Source organism: Flagellimonas olearia (assembly GCF_009184425.1).
Taxonomy (GTDB): domain Bacteria; phylum Bacteroidota; class Bacteroidia; order Flavobacteriales; family Flavobacteriaceae; genus Flagellimonas; species Flagellimonas olearia.
Genome location: NZ_WELG01000001.1, coordinates 1,859,144 through 1,873,388 on the forward strand (window position 1 = coordinate 1,859,144; position 14,245 = coordinate 1,873,388).

Genomic DNA, 14,245 nt, shown 5'->3' on the forward strand with positions numbered 1-14,245 from the left:
AATACCCAGGTGTTTCATACATTTGAAAAAACCAAAGACCATGAAACTCCAACCTCTCTTTTTGTCCCTTTTTACTTCTGTTGTGATTTTTGCCCAGGAGCATACGCATACCAGCTCAAGAGCGTTAACCTTTCCCGATGTTCCCAATTTTAAGACCTTAAAAACTGATTTCCACCAGCACACTGTCTTTTCGGATGGAAATGTATGGCCCACCATTAGGGTCATGGAAGCGCTACGGGACAATTTGGATGTGATTTCATTGACAGAGCACTTGGAGTACCAACCCCACAAGCAAGACATTCCCCATCCCGATAGAAACCGTTCTTTTGAACTGGCCCTGGCCGAAGCAAAGGACCATGACCTTTTGATCATCCACGGCTCAGAAATTACCAGAGGGGCCCCCATGGGCCACAACAATGCCATTTTTATCCAAGACGCCAACAAGCTCTTGCACGATAAAGCGGAAACTGTTTTTGGTGAAGCCAAAAAACAAGGGGCCTTCGTATTTTGGAACCACCCAGCATGGTATCCGCAATCCCCAAAAGGAAACCCGATTTTAAGCGATTTTCAAAAAGAGCGTATCAAAAAAGGGGAATTGCAGGGCATAGAGGTCATCAATATGGGAGACTACGCGGAAGAATCCTTGGCATTGGCCTTGGAAAACAACCTTACCATAATGGGCACCAGTGATATCCACGGTTTAATTGATTGGGACTATACCGAAAAAGGCCACGACCGTCCCATTACCCTCGTATTTGCCAAAGAAAAAACTGCAGCCTCGGTGAAAGAAGCCTTGTTTGCAGGACGTACCGTTGCCGTTTACAATTCCCTATTGGTGGGAAAGGAAGAGAACTTATTACCCCTGCTCAAAGCATCTATTTCCATTGAGGAGGCCACATACATCAACAAAACCTCCATTTTAAAGGTCACCCTAAAGAATTTATCGAGCAGTGATTTGATTTTTGAGAACCAGATGCCCTATACCTTTTACTCCAGTCCCGCGGTGTTCACCGTTCCGGCAGAGGGCACTAAGGTGATCCAAATAAAAACCTTGGAAAGATTGGACTCCCTGTCCTTAAACCTAAAGGCGTTGGGGGCCTATGTAGCACCCAAACAGCACCCCGTGGTTGAGTGGGACATAACCGTTGAAAAAGAGGATTAAGCTACGGAAAAAAGTTCGTGTCCGTTGATTTCCGTATCAAAATCGATACGGATTTTTTCAATATGATCCGCTGGGGTCTTGTCCGATATCCACACCCATTGGTTTTTCATATCCACATCAAAATGAAAACAGGAAAAATCGGTACAGCAATCCCCATCGAACTTGGATAGCAAAAACTTGGTGATTTTAGGCCTAAGCCTATATTCCATGTCTATGCATGCCCGTTTAACGGAAGAATCGGCATGGTCTGACAATATCCAATTGAACTTCATTTTCAGCAAAATAAGAGAATCAATATACTAAAAAAAACGCTATGTAGCACAAGGTGTTCCGTATACCGATGAAATGGACTATTCCACCCCCTCCACGTACTCTTGGAGATAAGTGAAGCGAGGCGTCAACTTTCCATTTTGGGTCATCCGGGCCCGTTCCAAAATACCATCCTCATCCCCATTGAAGAAAGCAGGGATCACATACTTGGAAAACGCTTCCCCAAAACCATTGCTGGCGTCCCTGGGCAGCTCACAGGGAAGGTTGTCCACTGCCATGACCGCAATGGCCTTTGAATCCATAAAATCGATTTCCATTTCAGAAATGGGATCATACCCATATACAGGGTCCGCGATGGTGGACGATCGTATCGTGGTAGCCACCGGGCCATCAATATCACAACTTATATCGGCCACCACCTTGATGTTGAAATCAGGATGTTTTGCATCTTCCCTAGTATAAAGGTATGGGGCGCCATCCCCATAAAAATGACCTGCAATATAAAAGTCGGTCACTTTGGCAAAACGGAAGAAGTTGGATTGATATTCCTGTGGATTTTGAAAGAAATCGGCCTTGTTGCCACGCACCCCATCTTTTCGCTTGTTGTATTCGGATGCATCAATCTGGCAGTATACGGGCTCTTGATAGGTTTTGTTCAAATAATCCGAAACATTGACCCGCTTTATTTCCATGGCATCCAACATTTCCCGGGCACCGTTGCCTACCCTTCCCCTACCGGTCAAAACAATTTTGATAGCGGGCAGTTGAATTGCTTTCAATGCTTTGATCAATGCTTGTTGATCTTCCAGGTCCTCTGCCTTGGGCAAGTTGAACAGTGCAAACTTCAAACCATAGGTCCTTATACCATTATAAGCGCCCACGATACCGGCATACCGCCCGAAAGCCACCAGACGTTGCTCTTTGGTATTGGTGATTACTTCATGATCGTAGAGTTCAATATTTTTCTCCAGAATGGCACGCAGCAAATCCCGATTATAGGGTTGCTTTTTTATGGTGTGCGAAAAGAAGAAATACTTTTTATGGGGAAGAAGGGCCTCAATAGGCACTTCCTTTACACCGAGCAATACATCACAGTGTTCCATGGAGTCGGTTACAGGAATATTCCTTTCTTGATATTCTTCATCCGAAAAGACCCGTATTGGGGAGGTTTCCACCTCTATTTGGGCATCAGGAAAGCTATCCAGGACTTTTTGACATTCCGCAGGAGACAAGACTACCCTGCGATCTGGCGGGTTTTTCCGCTCACGTATAATTCCGAACTTCATACTACGCTTTGGTATAATTGTTGACCAAAATAAGAGTATTGAACAGGGTAAGCAAACTTTTGATTAACTTTGCCATCCTTTTGAAAAAAGTTCTTTATTGTATTGGGGCCGACTGGTTTTGACAGCGAGACCAATGGCTATGTAAGCATGTCGAGCTATGGGAATGATGCTCGTTAATTCAATGTCTCAACTTTTTTAAATGGCGAGTCTAACTACGCTTTAGCTGCTTAATTGACTGAACTATAGTAAGTCCAAGCCTAGTCCCGCAAGGCGGGAAAGCTGAATGTCCCTTGGTAGCCCTTGTTGACGGCGACCTTTTTTGGGGCACCATAAAAGTCAACACCGGATTGTTGTGGCTTCGGCAGGAATCCTAAACTAAAGAAGCTAAGTGTACGATAGGCGGTCCTTGGTCGGTCGTGCATCGAAAATTGAACTTGGACTAAGCATGTAGAAAGCCTAGTTATTGCTTGTTTGGACGAGGGTTCGAATCCCTCCGGCTCCACTAAAACATCCCCAAAACGAAATATTAAACCTGTAAATTACTGATTTACAGGTTTTTTTTATTTTATTTAGTTTCATTTAATCTCAAATATTAGCGCTAAAAAAGTTACCTATTCGGTGAGCATTTTTTTCAACTAAAAACACTCACCGATTTATTTGTAATTAATTGATTTTGTGTTAAATATAAAAATAGTATTTTTCCTTTTCATACCTTTACTTTCGTTAAAAAAGAGACCAAAAATGAGCCATTCTTTCTCACAGTTATTTTACCTTAAAGGAAAACACTTTGAAAAAGATGTGAAAGTCCCTATATATCTACGTTTAACGGTAAATGGCCAGCGAAGTGAATTGAGCGTTTCACGCAAAGTTGATCCACAAAAATGGAGTGCTCGGACGGGAAAAATGAAGGGAACGAACCTTGAAGCAAATGAATTGAACCAATATTTGGACACTGTCAGAAGTAGAATAAACAGAATCCATCGTCAACTCGTAGAGGACAATAAACCTTTCACCTCATCCGATGTTAAAAATCTGTATTTAGGTAAAGGTGAAAAACTTAAAATGCTCTTGGAACTCTTTGATGAGCATAACCAACAAATGGAGAAACTTATTGATATTGAATTTGCCTTGGGCACCTATAAACGTTACCATACCACTAGAAGCCATGTAGCTGAATTTATCAAAACTGAACTGAGAAAATCAGATATTCCTGTCCGAGATGTAGATTTGAAATTCATCAAAGGATTTGAATACTTTCTTAAAACGACCAAAGAATGTAATCATAACTCAGCTTTGAAATATGTAAACAATTTCAAGAAGATCATCCGAATGGCCGTGGCACATGAATGGATCAGTAAAGATCCTTTCTACAATTATAAAGTACAGTTCAAAACAGTGGAAAGGGAATTCCTATCCAAAGAAGAATTGCAAGCCTTAGTGGACAAAAATATTAACGGAAAACGCCTAAATATCGTCCGGGATATGTTTGTATTCTGTTGCTATACCGGGCTTTCCTATATCGATGTTCAAAAGCTACATACTGATAATATCGTAAAACATATTGACGGGAGCCTTTGGATAAAATCCAAACGCACCAAGACTAAATCCAGATTGGGCATTCCCCTACTCCCAACCGCCCTGGAAATCCTTGAAAAATATCAAGACCACCCCAAAGTTGTCAACGGTGATTGTGTACTGCCTGTTTTAAGCAATCAAAAGTCCAATGCCTATTTAAAAGAAATCGCTGACCTTTGTGGCATTAAAAAGAATCTCACCACCCATTTGGCCCGGCACACCTTTGCCACCACGGTAACGCTTTCCAATGGAGTTCCTATTGAAACTGTCGGGCAAATGCTCGGCCATAAAAATCTAAGGACCACCCAACATTATGCTAAAATCATCGATAGAAAGGTGAGTGATGATATGCAGGTTTTAAAAAAGAAGTTGGGCATCCAAGAGAAGGTTAAAATAAAGAATTCCTGAACTTCTGTCCCAATCTTACCTCAACTTTTGCACATGGTTCCGGTTTCAATTTTATAGTGTTCGGGAAGAAAAGCGTAAAGTAAAATTGAAATAGGGTGCAATGACCTTTTTACAATATTGCTTGAGTTCAATTCCTTCTTATGTAACAAGGCTCTTCAAGTTTTCTTTGTCTTGCAAAGAAAAAATGAGTAGCAAGAGGATAGCGCGCAAGCGCAGCGCTATTAATTCATTTTCCTTCGGAAAAGCCCATTTTTAAAGAGATTGTTGAGAATATTAATTGACTGCGATTAAAGTGTTTTTCACTGAAAAGTACTCTCGGCCCAGTAAAATCAATAGATTTTTCACGGAAAAAAGTTTTTTTGAGGTTTGTTCAAAGATATCTATAGTAGTATATCTATGGGGAATTCATTTTAACGACCATTTTCCCATTTTTGGTGAAAAAATGCTCTCAGCCCAGTAGAATCAATAAATTTTTGATGAAAAAATGATTATTTGGCGTTAGGGTCAAGCTTCGATATGTCTTCAATCTTTTGAGCATCTGAAATTTAAGGATTAATCCCATTTTTAGCATAAAAACGAGTTCAGCCCAATATAATCAAGGAATTTTTAGCGTAAAAATCAAAAATAAGAGTTCTATTTGGAGCAAAAATGCTTTTGCTATTCCTTAATCATTCCTCTTCCTTAGCCTTCTTTTCCTCCCGATAAAAAAGGTTCAAATGGTCCATCAAAGCCTCTTCCCCAACTGGCATCAATCGGTTGGCTATGGTCATCGCTTGATGGATGAATTCCTCTTCGTTTCGGTCCATTACATCGTCCGAGCCAAGATCTGGATTTATTGCCCTCATGGAAAGGTATATCAATGCGCGAACGGTCAACAACAAATCGGAATGACCATCAATGTAAAAGAAGGTAGGTTGGAACTTGTCCTTGAACAATGGATGGGGAACCAAGGTAGGGGAATGGTCATTTGAGTGGAGTCTCAAATCCTTTATTAGCTTTTTTTCATTTGGGTTCATGTCAATGATTTGTTAGGGAGTGGTCGTGTTTTGTTCTGAAAGTAGTTTTTGGACCTTGTCCAAGAATTCCATTTCATCATGGGGTATCAAATCCAGTATGTATCCCAAAACCTCACTTACATTGTGGTGGGGTTGGGGAACATTGCGAGTAGGGATATATTCATTTTCCAATGCAACGATGCAGACCTTTATCAGGTTGGAGATCATACAAGAGGTTTCACAATATCCCTCGGTAATGAGTTCCGTGCTGTACAAGCCCTTTTCAGGGAGATAGGGTTTTAAGGCATGGAAATACATTTTTTCCAGTTCCTTCAGTTGACCAATAAACGAAGCCTCATTATTGTTCCCTACGTTCTCGGTCACTTTTGGGAATGCTTTCTCAAAATCCTTTCCGATTCCCTCTATCCGGTCTTTACACTGAACAAGATGCCTATGGAAAATTGATTCGACTTCTTGGATGAAATCCTTCATCTGTGATTTGATGGCCTTGGTCTGTACCTTAGTGATTTCAAACTCATTGCCATAACGGGCAACGCTATAGGCGTGTTCCAAAAGGAACAGTAGTTCATTACTCTTTGTCTCAGAAGATTCCAAAAAGGGTTGTAGGGTGGGAAAGAAGTGCTTGCAATAGTTGATATGGCTGATTATACTGTGTGTCACCATGCTCCTTCCTATGCACATCTGTTCGATAAACCGGAATGAAAGTTCAAAGGCTTGATGCATGTTGAAAGTGGCAATGGAATAGTCCCCTTCCTTGATTAAGATGTCCGCAGTATTGGCAAAGGCATTTACTTTTGCCAATTCCGATTTATAGTAGCTAGAAGCCCTCTTGATGAGGGTCTGGTACGCCATTGTTGAATAATCCATGATGTTCTCCCCCTCGGGATGGGCGAAGACGGTCTTTCCGAGGCAGCAATGTTCCAAGAAATAAAGGGAGCCCCTTTCAAGGCCTATTTCGGATTGGTTCTCCGTGTAGACCCTTATCCTGAAATCAGAGTGCTTCTTTCCTTTTTTTGCAACTAGGGAACGGATCTCATTTGGTAGGGGATTGTTGTTGACATCCACAAAAAGAGTAAGAAAATAATATTCGGTGTTTCCTTCAATTTGCTTCTTTGATAGAAATGCCCTGTCAATGGTAATGATGCTCAGGATGCTGTCGAGCAATACGGACAGCTCTTCCGCCTTTTCAAAGTTTTCCGGTATGTTTGTGCCATGTGTCATAGGATTATGGTTTAAAGGGTTCGAAAATCAAAATTCATATTAAGGCCACATTTCCGAGTACCGCACTAAAAGAGATTGTACTTTAGTGATATTGAATTGTATTTTACAATCGGATTATTGTACGAAACACCCTATATTTGAGATATGGAGACAATGACCAAAAACAATCATATAGGCAGAAAGATCAGTAGGATAAGGGAACTCCGCGGAATGAAACAGGAGACCCTTGCCGAAGAACTAGGCATCAGCCAACAGGCCGTTTCCAACATCGAGAACAGCGAAAAGGTGGACGATTTGAAATTGGAAGAGATTGCCAAGGCCTTGGGAGTAACTAAAGAAGGTATTGAGAATTTTTCGGAGGAGAATGTTCTGAATATTATTTCAAACACTTTTACCAGTAATGATAGTTCTACTATCAACGCAATTAACGTTCAGCCAAATTTTAATCCATTGGATAAAGTTGTTGAACTATATGAACGCCTTGTCCAAGCTGAAAAAGATAAGGTTGCCTATTTAGAGAAACTTCTAAATAAAAAGTGATTTTGCCTCGCTCAGTAAATTAGTTTGGTAAGTTTTGGGACGCTTGCAGCACTTCGCTTTGCTCCGTTCGCGTATCTTATTAATTCTCCTTGTATCTTGACTAGATTTTACTTCATCCAAATAGGCAAATTATTCTGCTCAAAAATTCTCTTTGGTTTTTTAGTTCCTCATAATCAGTAAGTTAATTATTCTATTGGTTTTATCAGTTCTGTATTTACTTATATAATTGCTGATCCGCCTTGTCCATTATTGCTAAACCATAATAGGCTATTTTCTATGACAACTGGTTTAAAATAAGAAAGGGGACCAGGTTCTAACTTTCTAATCATCTGGCATTAACTAATCAGAGCTTTTTTTCTTCTTAAATTATATTAGTCTCCTTCTTATGTGGATACCCCGATCTTTAGGACAGGTTTTCTACAAAACTAATATAATTATCAAGCTGCTCTTTTAAATAGATCAATGGGTTTTTCATAGTCGATGGACTGGTGTCTTCTTTCATTGTTGTAATAATCAAAGTACTCTGCCAATAACAGTTAAAGGTCCATACCGTCCCTTGGAGGGTTCAGGTATATCTTCTCGTATTTCACGTTTCTCCATAGCCTTTCGATAAAGGCATTGTCCGTGGCCCTTCCCTTGCCGTCCATGCTCAGGCGTATTCCCTGACCCAAAACATAATTGGTGAACTCCTCCGCGGTGAACTGGCTTCCCTGATCCGTATTGAGGATCTCCGGTGTCCCGTGCTCACCTATGGCCTCTTCCAATGTTTCCCTGCACCATTTTGGGCACCCATGGTTTAAATAGGAAAAGGAACACCACTAACGCAACACCGATGATCAAACCTCTCCATTGCCTTTTTTTCAGTACATTTTTTATCTCCCTCAAAGGGTCATTATCCATAATAATTGTGTTTAATTGCAAAGATGGGATTTAGCATCCCCAATATATTATACCTGATCGGTCAGGTCTTACATAAATCACACTATGTCAAGCCTTGGTACATGGCCCTTTCCCATATTCCGGTAACCAAAAAATCCAGAGTTGTGAAAGAAAAGGTGAATCCAATAGAAAAGGGATTATGGGAATTTGGCCTTTGGCGAAAGACCATTCCTGGAACAAAGAGTGTTTTAAGCCCCTCCGAAGCGTTTCGGGAGCGTTTTATCATTATCTGGCATTATGGACTTTACAGCACTTTGCCGGTAAGGGGACAATTTCAAAATCTTAGGCCATTAAATGGCCCACATCACCCATTTTACCTGTCTTAGCGCCATGTTAAACCCATCCCTTTTATGTAAAGCTTAGACTATCTTTACATGCTATATCCAAGTGTTTATAAGGGAGCGTTTTGCCCCCATCACTAATAGTTAAATAGAGAAGAGTTATGAAGCCGAAAAAGAAAGTGCCCCAGGACAACAATCCGAGCATTGACAGACCGATAAGTCGTCATGAGAGCTGGAAAAACCATCGAAGGCACACCGCTCCGTTGCTAATGCGTTTTTCTTAATACCAAAAATAGTAAAGAGGGTTTTCGCCCTCTTTTTTTGTTGAATGTATTCTTGTCCAAGATATCCATTTCCCCAGTGTATCTCGGCATTTTTTAGGTTATGGTACCATACATGGCATATTCCCTTTCTTTTCCAATGGCCCACATGACATTGCCATAATCAAAATGCCAATATTCTTTCAGATCACACACAAAATCTTCTTCTTCAAACAATCCGATCAACAGGGCCCTATTCTTCTTCGCTTCAGGGCCAATGCCCGGGTGGTAGGGGTAACATTGCTTTGAGAGCTTGATTTCCAGACCAGTATTCGTTCCAAAATCCATGACGCAATCTTGAACGGCATCATAGGTCAATGCATCTATTGCACCGCCTGTGGTATGCATTGACTCTCTGGGCGGAGCAATAAAATGGCTGACCATCTCTTCGATCTCTTTCGAAGGCTTTTCAGGATACATCCTTTGCATCCGTTGAAAGGATATGAATTTGGTTTCCCAAAGTAGCTGTTGATGTTCAAAGGACCTCCATGCGGAGCGAATGATCAGAATCTTGTTCTGTGCGCCCAACTTTCGACTTATTCGGGCTATTTTTTCGATCATATCCTCCCGGACCAGATATTGATAATCATCCATGAACGAAGGTTCAAAAATCAAATCAAGGCCTGTCTCTTTTAAGCTTTTAAGGGCGGTGTGATTTTCCCGGATCGGAATGGTCGGGACCAAGATCTTGTTTCGGGCATCTTTGGCCTCCACGGCTTCACAATACTTCTTGGCATTTTTGATAGTTGACATGGTTTTTTATTATATGTATAGAATTCAGCCCTCTCAAGAGGGCATTGTAGTCAAGGTCGAATGTCACGGTATCCCCTACCGTTAAATTTGCCTTATTGTTATCCACCACAATATGATCGCTACTTGCCCCTAAAATGGCCACCTCTTCTTTTGGCACAATTCCGGAAACCAAAACATCCTGTTGGCCAATGCCCAAAATGGCCCTGCTCATTAATCCAATATCTTTAAAACAGGGGATTTCACCGTTCATGTTTTGATAGGCTTTACCATAAGGCATGGAAGGTTTTTGTTTTGCCTCTATTACCTCGGTCACAAGGGTAAATATATCGGTGAAAAGCCCAGGGATGGGTTCCCTGCAAAGTGCTTCCCTACCAAGAAAAATAGATTCTCCCAAACGCAAACTATTAATTCTGCCCAGTTTTTTTGACGATTTGAACCAATGATAATTTGCGGAGTTCCCCCCTGACACAATGTTCAAGCAAATACTGAACTTGTTTTCTAAATGTACTGCTATGGAGGATAGCTCGGTCATCTTATCAAGGTCGGGAGCTATTCCATTGAAACACGCAAGGTTTGTACCGATCCCAATCAAAACGATGCCTTTCAAGCCGATTACTTCCCGTACCATATTCTCCATTTCCGAAGGCATGATCCCCTCACGCAGATCTCCAAGTTCCACCATTAGGATCACTTTATGGATACTATGATTTTTCAAGGCATGCTTTGAAAGTTCCTTGAGCACTATGAGTTCCGAATTCAGGCTGATATGGACATGGGTGGCCACTTTCTCCACTTGGCTGAGTGCGGGTGACCTTAGTAACATGTACTGTGCCCTTATACCGGCTTTACGCATTCTCAATATGTTTTCCAATCTGGAGTCCGCAAGGATTTTGATGCCATTGTCCACCAAGATCCTAGCAATGGCCGGATTTCCGCCAATGACCTTGGTAACACCTATTATTTTGATGCCTTTGGAGCCATATAGTGTTGTCAATTTTTGGACGTTATGTGCAATTTTCGCGGAATCGATATCTATTCTCGGAAGATTCAAACGGAAACCGATTCCCTTACAAGCTCTGGAAATGTCCTGAGCAATGCTTTTACCAATTTATCGCACCCATACTTCAAAACATCTGTGACGGGCAGATTAAATTCGGATTCATATCTCTTAATGAATTGGCTTATTTCGGCATTGTCCATCTTTTCATGATTAATGGTAATAGCTATGATTCTGGCCTTGGAGAATGTCTCAATCATTTCAATCTCACCTACTAGCCCCAACATTGGAATTTTCGGATAATCACAATAGCTTTTTCGCTTGGGAGGGTGTTGTAAAATAATGGCATCGGGCATTGCACCTCGCAATATGGCACTTGAAGAGGTAAATGCGGGATGGCTCAACGCCCCTTGACCTTCTACTACAATGATATCAGGTTCCTCTTTCTCACAGGCATTCAGAATGGCATGCTCAACTTCTCCCGTGGCAAACCCAGAGGTCAGTACGTCCACTGCCACTCCATATTCGGAACCTTGGAGGAGGCCCGTTTGACCGGTGGTGACAAAAACGGCATTTAAGCCTTCATTCCGAAGTGCTTCCACTAAAAATAAGGCAGTGGTTCTTTTGCCGACCGCACAATCAGTTCCCATGACCGCTACGATTGGAACCTTTATGTATTGGATACGTCCTGTAAAATTGTGGAGGTTTTCACGTGCAGGTGGTTTTCGCACATCTTGGATGGAAACTCCATATTCATGGGCCACCCGAACAAATTGTGGGTCATCGTTAAAAAATTCGGGAAGACCATTGACAATGTTCATCCCATTTTTGATAGCCGTAAAAATAACCTCTCTCTGTTCATTGCTCAAAAATGAGGTAAGTGGTGCGATACCATAGATAAAATATTTTGGAATACTGCCCAGCTTTTCCAGGGCACTCCCAATGTTCTTAAAAATTGGAATTGCCCTTTTCACGCCATCAAGATACTCTCCTGCATCTTGTCCGGCTTTGGTACTGTCCACTACCCCAACAATGGTATACTTTTCCGATTGCCTAATGAGTCCATTGGCCACTTTACCGTCTATATTCCCAAATTCGTTTTCACAATAAACCAATGCGCTTTCTTTCATACTATTTGTTGTTGACATTTAACAATCGACAGATTGCCTAAATAGGGTCTAAGCTCGCTGTCGAAATAAACCAGTTCATTTGCGGTAGGGTCGTTGTGGATGGCACAGTAGTAGACCTTGCGGACATACAATCGCACAACAAGTGTGACACAGGGCCTTACCTTTGCGTAAACAAGGTCTCCTTTTTTATATCTTTTTTCTATGTAATCCTTTTTCATTGGATATGCTTTTGTGTAGATGAAATAAACTGGTCATTCATTTTTTATAGTGGTACATAGCATCTTAAACTTATGATTTGCTTCAAAGGAGCAGGATGTGGATGCAGGGATAATTATGGAATCCCCTCTCCGCATAAAAGTGGAATTACCGTTTATGACCACCTCGGCCTTTCCTTCAATGATATGGATGAATCGAATAAAAGGGGATTCATTATGGGACAACACCTTGCCATAATCAAATGCGAATGCCTGTATGATACAGTTGTTCTGGACACTTATGTTTTTTACCACGATGGCATTGGAGTTGAACTCCAGTATATCCGCTAGGTTAAACGTCTTGGATTCCTCAAATTCACCCCTGTCCATAATCAATGGTATTAAGATCAATGTCCCTTTTTCTCTATTCCGACCAATCTTTGGCATTCCGTTTGGCCCTTTTTGCCGCCTTTTTTTCTTTAGGGGTTTTTTCTTTAGGGGTTTTTGAAGGTGGGGTTTTTCCCGATTTTTTCTTTCCCTCTCTTTCTTTTGACATAGCGTATTTATTTAAGTTATGATTGCTTCATGGCAATGTGCTTGCCAGTACGAGCATTGTTATGAACAGAATAAAATAGATGACACATTTTCGCATCAGGGTATTGATTTAACATTATTGGGGCCCGTTCTGTGTTTGTGGTTTCAAAGCCATGTTCATAGAGGCCTTGGGCCTTTTTGGAGTTTGGCACTTTAGGTTTAAAAAGGGCAGTGTTTTTTAGTTCCTGCCCTTTTTTGAGCCCCTGAGAAAAAAATCAGAAGCATTTACTCACTTACTAAATCAGTAGAATTTTTGAAACAGAAGGCTGTACAAATTATATAGGCCCCTTTAATCTTTTCTGGTCTTAAATGAACCAATGTGAATTTTTGTCTGTTTTTAATTCTTCAGTTATTCGGCCGCTTCTTCCATTATAAAACATGGGTCTACAGAAGCTCCTGAATTTTTCAAGGACAAGGTGGATAAAGTTTTTTCTTTTCATAGTATATCATATTAGCTGTCCGCTTTTTAGTCAAAACCGAACAACACAAAGATGGCACATAGAATTTGAGAGGCTTCAACATAAATCTTTATTAATCTTACATATATCATAGGTCTATCGCATACTGATCTTAAATTCTTCATCAAAACGACCCTAGTTCCCAATGAGACACTATATCATCTGATTATATTCCTTCCCGGTAATCTTTGCTTCTCAAAAACCCTGAGCTGTACCTTGAGAAATTTATAATATTCCTCAAATTCGATTTTGGACATCCCTTTGTTTTCATAGTCCAAAAAGAGTGGTGTTTCCGATAAATTGTCGTATATTACAGGGAACTCCATTTGAAAGGAAAGCGTCAAATCAAAAATCCCTTTCATCAGTTGATTTCCTTTTCTTTTATTTTGCATAGCCTTACTTTTCTTGCTCGATGGAAGGTAAGTTTAAATCCGCTTCTGTTATTTATATGATTTCCAGCAAAAGTTATATAAATCACATAGTTACAATCCCATCTCTTGGCTTTTCCTTGAACAACAAACACAAAAAAAATGTTGCTATTCATAAAATACATGGTGAGCCTGCGCTGCAAAATGGTGGTAAAGGAGGAGCTCAAAAAGCTTGGCCTTCATTATGTCAATGTGGATCTTGGAACCATAGAGATCTTGGAGGACATCACTGATCTTCAAAGGGAGCAGCTACGTGAAAGCCTCATGAAATACGGTCTTGAACTTCTTGATGACCATAGGAAGATCATCATTGAAAAAATCAAGTCGGTGATCATCGAAATGATCCATTATTCGGATGAACTACCCAAAGTGAACTATTCTGACTACATCAGCGAAAAATTGGGATATGATTATACCTATTTGGCAAACACGTTTTCAGAAGTAAAGGGAATCACCATTCAGCAATTCATAATCATGAACAAAATAGAAAGGATAAAGGAACTTTTGCTCTACGATGAGTTGAACCTGACCGAGATATCCTATTTACTGCATTACAGCAGTGTCTCACATTTATCGAACCAGTTTAAAAAAATTACGGGACTGACCCCTTCCTATTATAAAAAACTGAAAAAGAAGCGCTTTAAAAACCTGGAAGATCTGTGATTGTCTTGGA

Annotated in this window: 16 protein-coding genes and 1 other RNA gene; 6 read left to right on the forward strand and 11 right to left on the reverse strand. The window is 40.7% G+C overall.

Annotated features, from left to right (window positions below):
- The first annotated feature begins 40 nt into the window (after positions 1–40).
- The gene (locus F8C76_RS08200; RefSeq protein ID WP_152131242.1) at positions 41–1,162 is read left to right on the forward strand and encodes an Sb-PDE family phosphodiesterase; all 1,122 of its coding nucleotides are present in this window, start codon (positions 41–43) and stop codon (positions 1,160–1,162) included.
- Here the strand turns inward: F8C76_RS08200 and F8C76_RS08205 are convergent.
- Both F8C76_RS08205 and F8C76_RS08210 read right to left on the reverse strand, forming a co-directional pair.
- Complete coding sequence (locus F8C76_RS08205) at positions 1,159–1,434, reverse strand: hypothetical protein (RefSeq protein ID WP_152131243.1); 276 nt, start codon at positions 1,432–1,434, stop codon at positions 1,159–1,161. The genes F8C76_RS08200 and F8C76_RS08205 overlap by 4 nt on opposite strands.
- Positions 1,435–1,512: 78 nt before the next feature.
- Positions 1,513–2,718, reverse strand: a complete 1,206-nt coding sequence (locus F8C76_RS08210) for an NAD(P)-dependent oxidoreductase (protein WP_152131244.1) — start codon at positions 2,716–2,718, stop codon at positions 1,513–1,515.
- A gap of 104 nt (positions 2,719–2,822) precedes the next feature.
- On the opposite strand from F8C76_RS08210, the gene ssrA reads away from it, so the two are divergent.
- Positions 2,823–3,223, forward strand: a transfer-messenger RNA (tmRNA) gene (ssrA, locus tag F8C76_RS08215).
- 236 nt (positions 3,224–3,459) lie between these two features.
- Positions 3,460–4,701 carry a site-specific integrase gene (locus F8C76_RS08220; RefSeq protein WP_152131245.1) on the forward strand — a complete coding sequence of 414 codons (1,242 nt, stop codon included), beginning with the start codon at positions 3,460–3,462 and terminating at the stop codon, positions 4,699–4,701.
- Positions 4,702–5,369: 668 nt separating this feature from the next.
- On the opposite strand, the gene F8C76_RS08225 is transcribed toward F8C76_RS08220, so the two are convergent.
- On the reverse strand, positions 5,370–5,684 hold the full coding sequence (locus tag F8C76_RS08225; protein ID WP_152131246.1) for a hypothetical protein: 315 nt from the start codon (positions 5,682–5,684) through the stop codon (positions 5,370–5,372).
- Between the two features lie 45 nt (positions 5,685–5,729).
- Positions 5,730–6,938 carry a HEPN domain-containing protein gene (locus tag F8C76_RS08230; protein ID WP_152131247.1) on the reverse strand — a complete coding sequence of 403 codons (1,209 nt, stop codon included), beginning with the start codon at positions 6,936–6,938 and terminating at the stop codon, positions 5,730–5,732.
- Between the two features lie 144 nt (positions 6,939–7,082).
- Between F8C76_RS08230 and F8C76_RS08235 the strand changes: the two genes are divergently transcribed.
- Positions 7,083–7,478: a helix-turn-helix domain-containing protein gene (locus F8C76_RS08235; RefSeq protein WP_152131248.1), complete on the forward strand. Its 396-nt coding sequence runs from the start codon at positions 7,083–7,085 to the stop codon at positions 7,476–7,478.
- Positions 7,479–8,014: 536 nt separating this feature from the next.
- Here F8C76_RS08235 and F8C76_RS08240 read toward each other — a convergent pair.
- Positions 8,015–8,242 carry a DDE-type integrase/transposase/recombinase gene (locus tag F8C76_RS08240; protein WP_152131249.1) on the reverse strand — a complete coding sequence of 76 codons (228 nt, stop codon included), beginning with the start codon at positions 8,240–8,242 and terminating at the stop codon, positions 8,015–8,017.
- Between the two features lie 159 nt (positions 8,243–8,401).
- Between F8C76_RS08240 and F8C76_RS08245 the strand changes: the two genes are divergently transcribed.
- Complete coding sequence (locus F8C76_RS08245; protein WP_152131250.1) at positions 8,402–8,743, forward strand: hypothetical protein; 342 nt, start codon at positions 8,402–8,404, stop codon at positions 8,741–8,743.
- 332 nt (positions 8,744–9,075) lie between these two features.
- Here the strand turns inward: F8C76_RS08245 and F8C76_RS08250 are convergent, their stop codons facing one another.
- The 6 genes from F8C76_RS08250 to F8C76_RS08270 all read right to left on the reverse strand — a co-directional run bounded on the left by F8C76_RS08250 (position 9,076) and on the right by F8C76_RS08270 (position 13,536).
- On the reverse strand, positions 9,076–9,771 hold the full coding sequence (locus tag F8C76_RS08250) for a M15 family metallopeptidase (protein ID WP_152131251.1): 696 nt from the start codon (positions 9,769–9,771) through the stop codon (positions 9,076–9,078).
- Positions 9,737–10,822 carry an alanine/ornithine racemase family PLP-dependent enzyme gene (locus tag F8C76_RS08255; protein ID WP_152131252.1) on the reverse strand — a complete coding sequence of 362 codons (1,086 nt, stop codon included), beginning with the start codon at positions 10,820–10,822 and terminating at the stop codon, positions 9,737–9,739. Before F8C76_RS08255 ends, F8C76_RS08250 begins: the two co-directional genes overlap by 35 nt.
- Positions 10,819–11,898: an N-acetyltransferase DgcN family protein gene (locus F8C76_RS08260; RefSeq protein ID WP_152131253.1), complete on the reverse strand. Its 1,080-nt coding sequence runs from the start codon at positions 11,896–11,898 to the stop codon at positions 10,819–10,821. The genes F8C76_RS08255 and F8C76_RS08260 overlap by 4 nt, the downstream gene beginning before the upstream one ends.
- 251 nt (positions 11,899–12,149) lie before the next feature.
- Entirely contained in the window at positions 12,150–12,482 is a 333-nt protein-coding gene (locus F8C76_RS08265; RefSeq protein WP_170283999.1) for a cupin domain-containing protein, read from the reverse strand.
- Positions 12,483–12,516: 34 nt separating this feature from the next.
- Positions 12,517–12,648 carry a hypothetical protein gene (locus tag F8C76_RS19005; protein ID WP_283016253.1) on the reverse strand — a complete coding sequence of 44 codons (132 nt, stop codon included), beginning with the start codon at positions 12,646–12,648 and terminating at the stop codon, positions 12,517–12,519.
- A gap of 654 nt (positions 12,649–13,302) precedes the next feature.
- A complete protein-coding gene (locus tag F8C76_RS08270; protein WP_152131255.1) occupies positions 13,303–13,536 on the reverse strand; it encodes a hypothetical protein in 234 nt (77 codons plus the stop codon).
- Positions 13,537–13,674: 138 nt separating this feature from the next.
- Between F8C76_RS08270 and F8C76_RS08275 the strand changes: the two genes are divergently transcribed.
- Complete coding sequence (locus tag F8C76_RS08275; protein ID WP_207211072.1) at positions 13,675–14,235, forward strand: helix-turn-helix domain-containing protein; 561 nt, start codon at positions 13,675–13,677, stop codon at positions 14,233–14,235.
- Positions 14,236–14,245 lie beyond the last annotated feature (10 nt).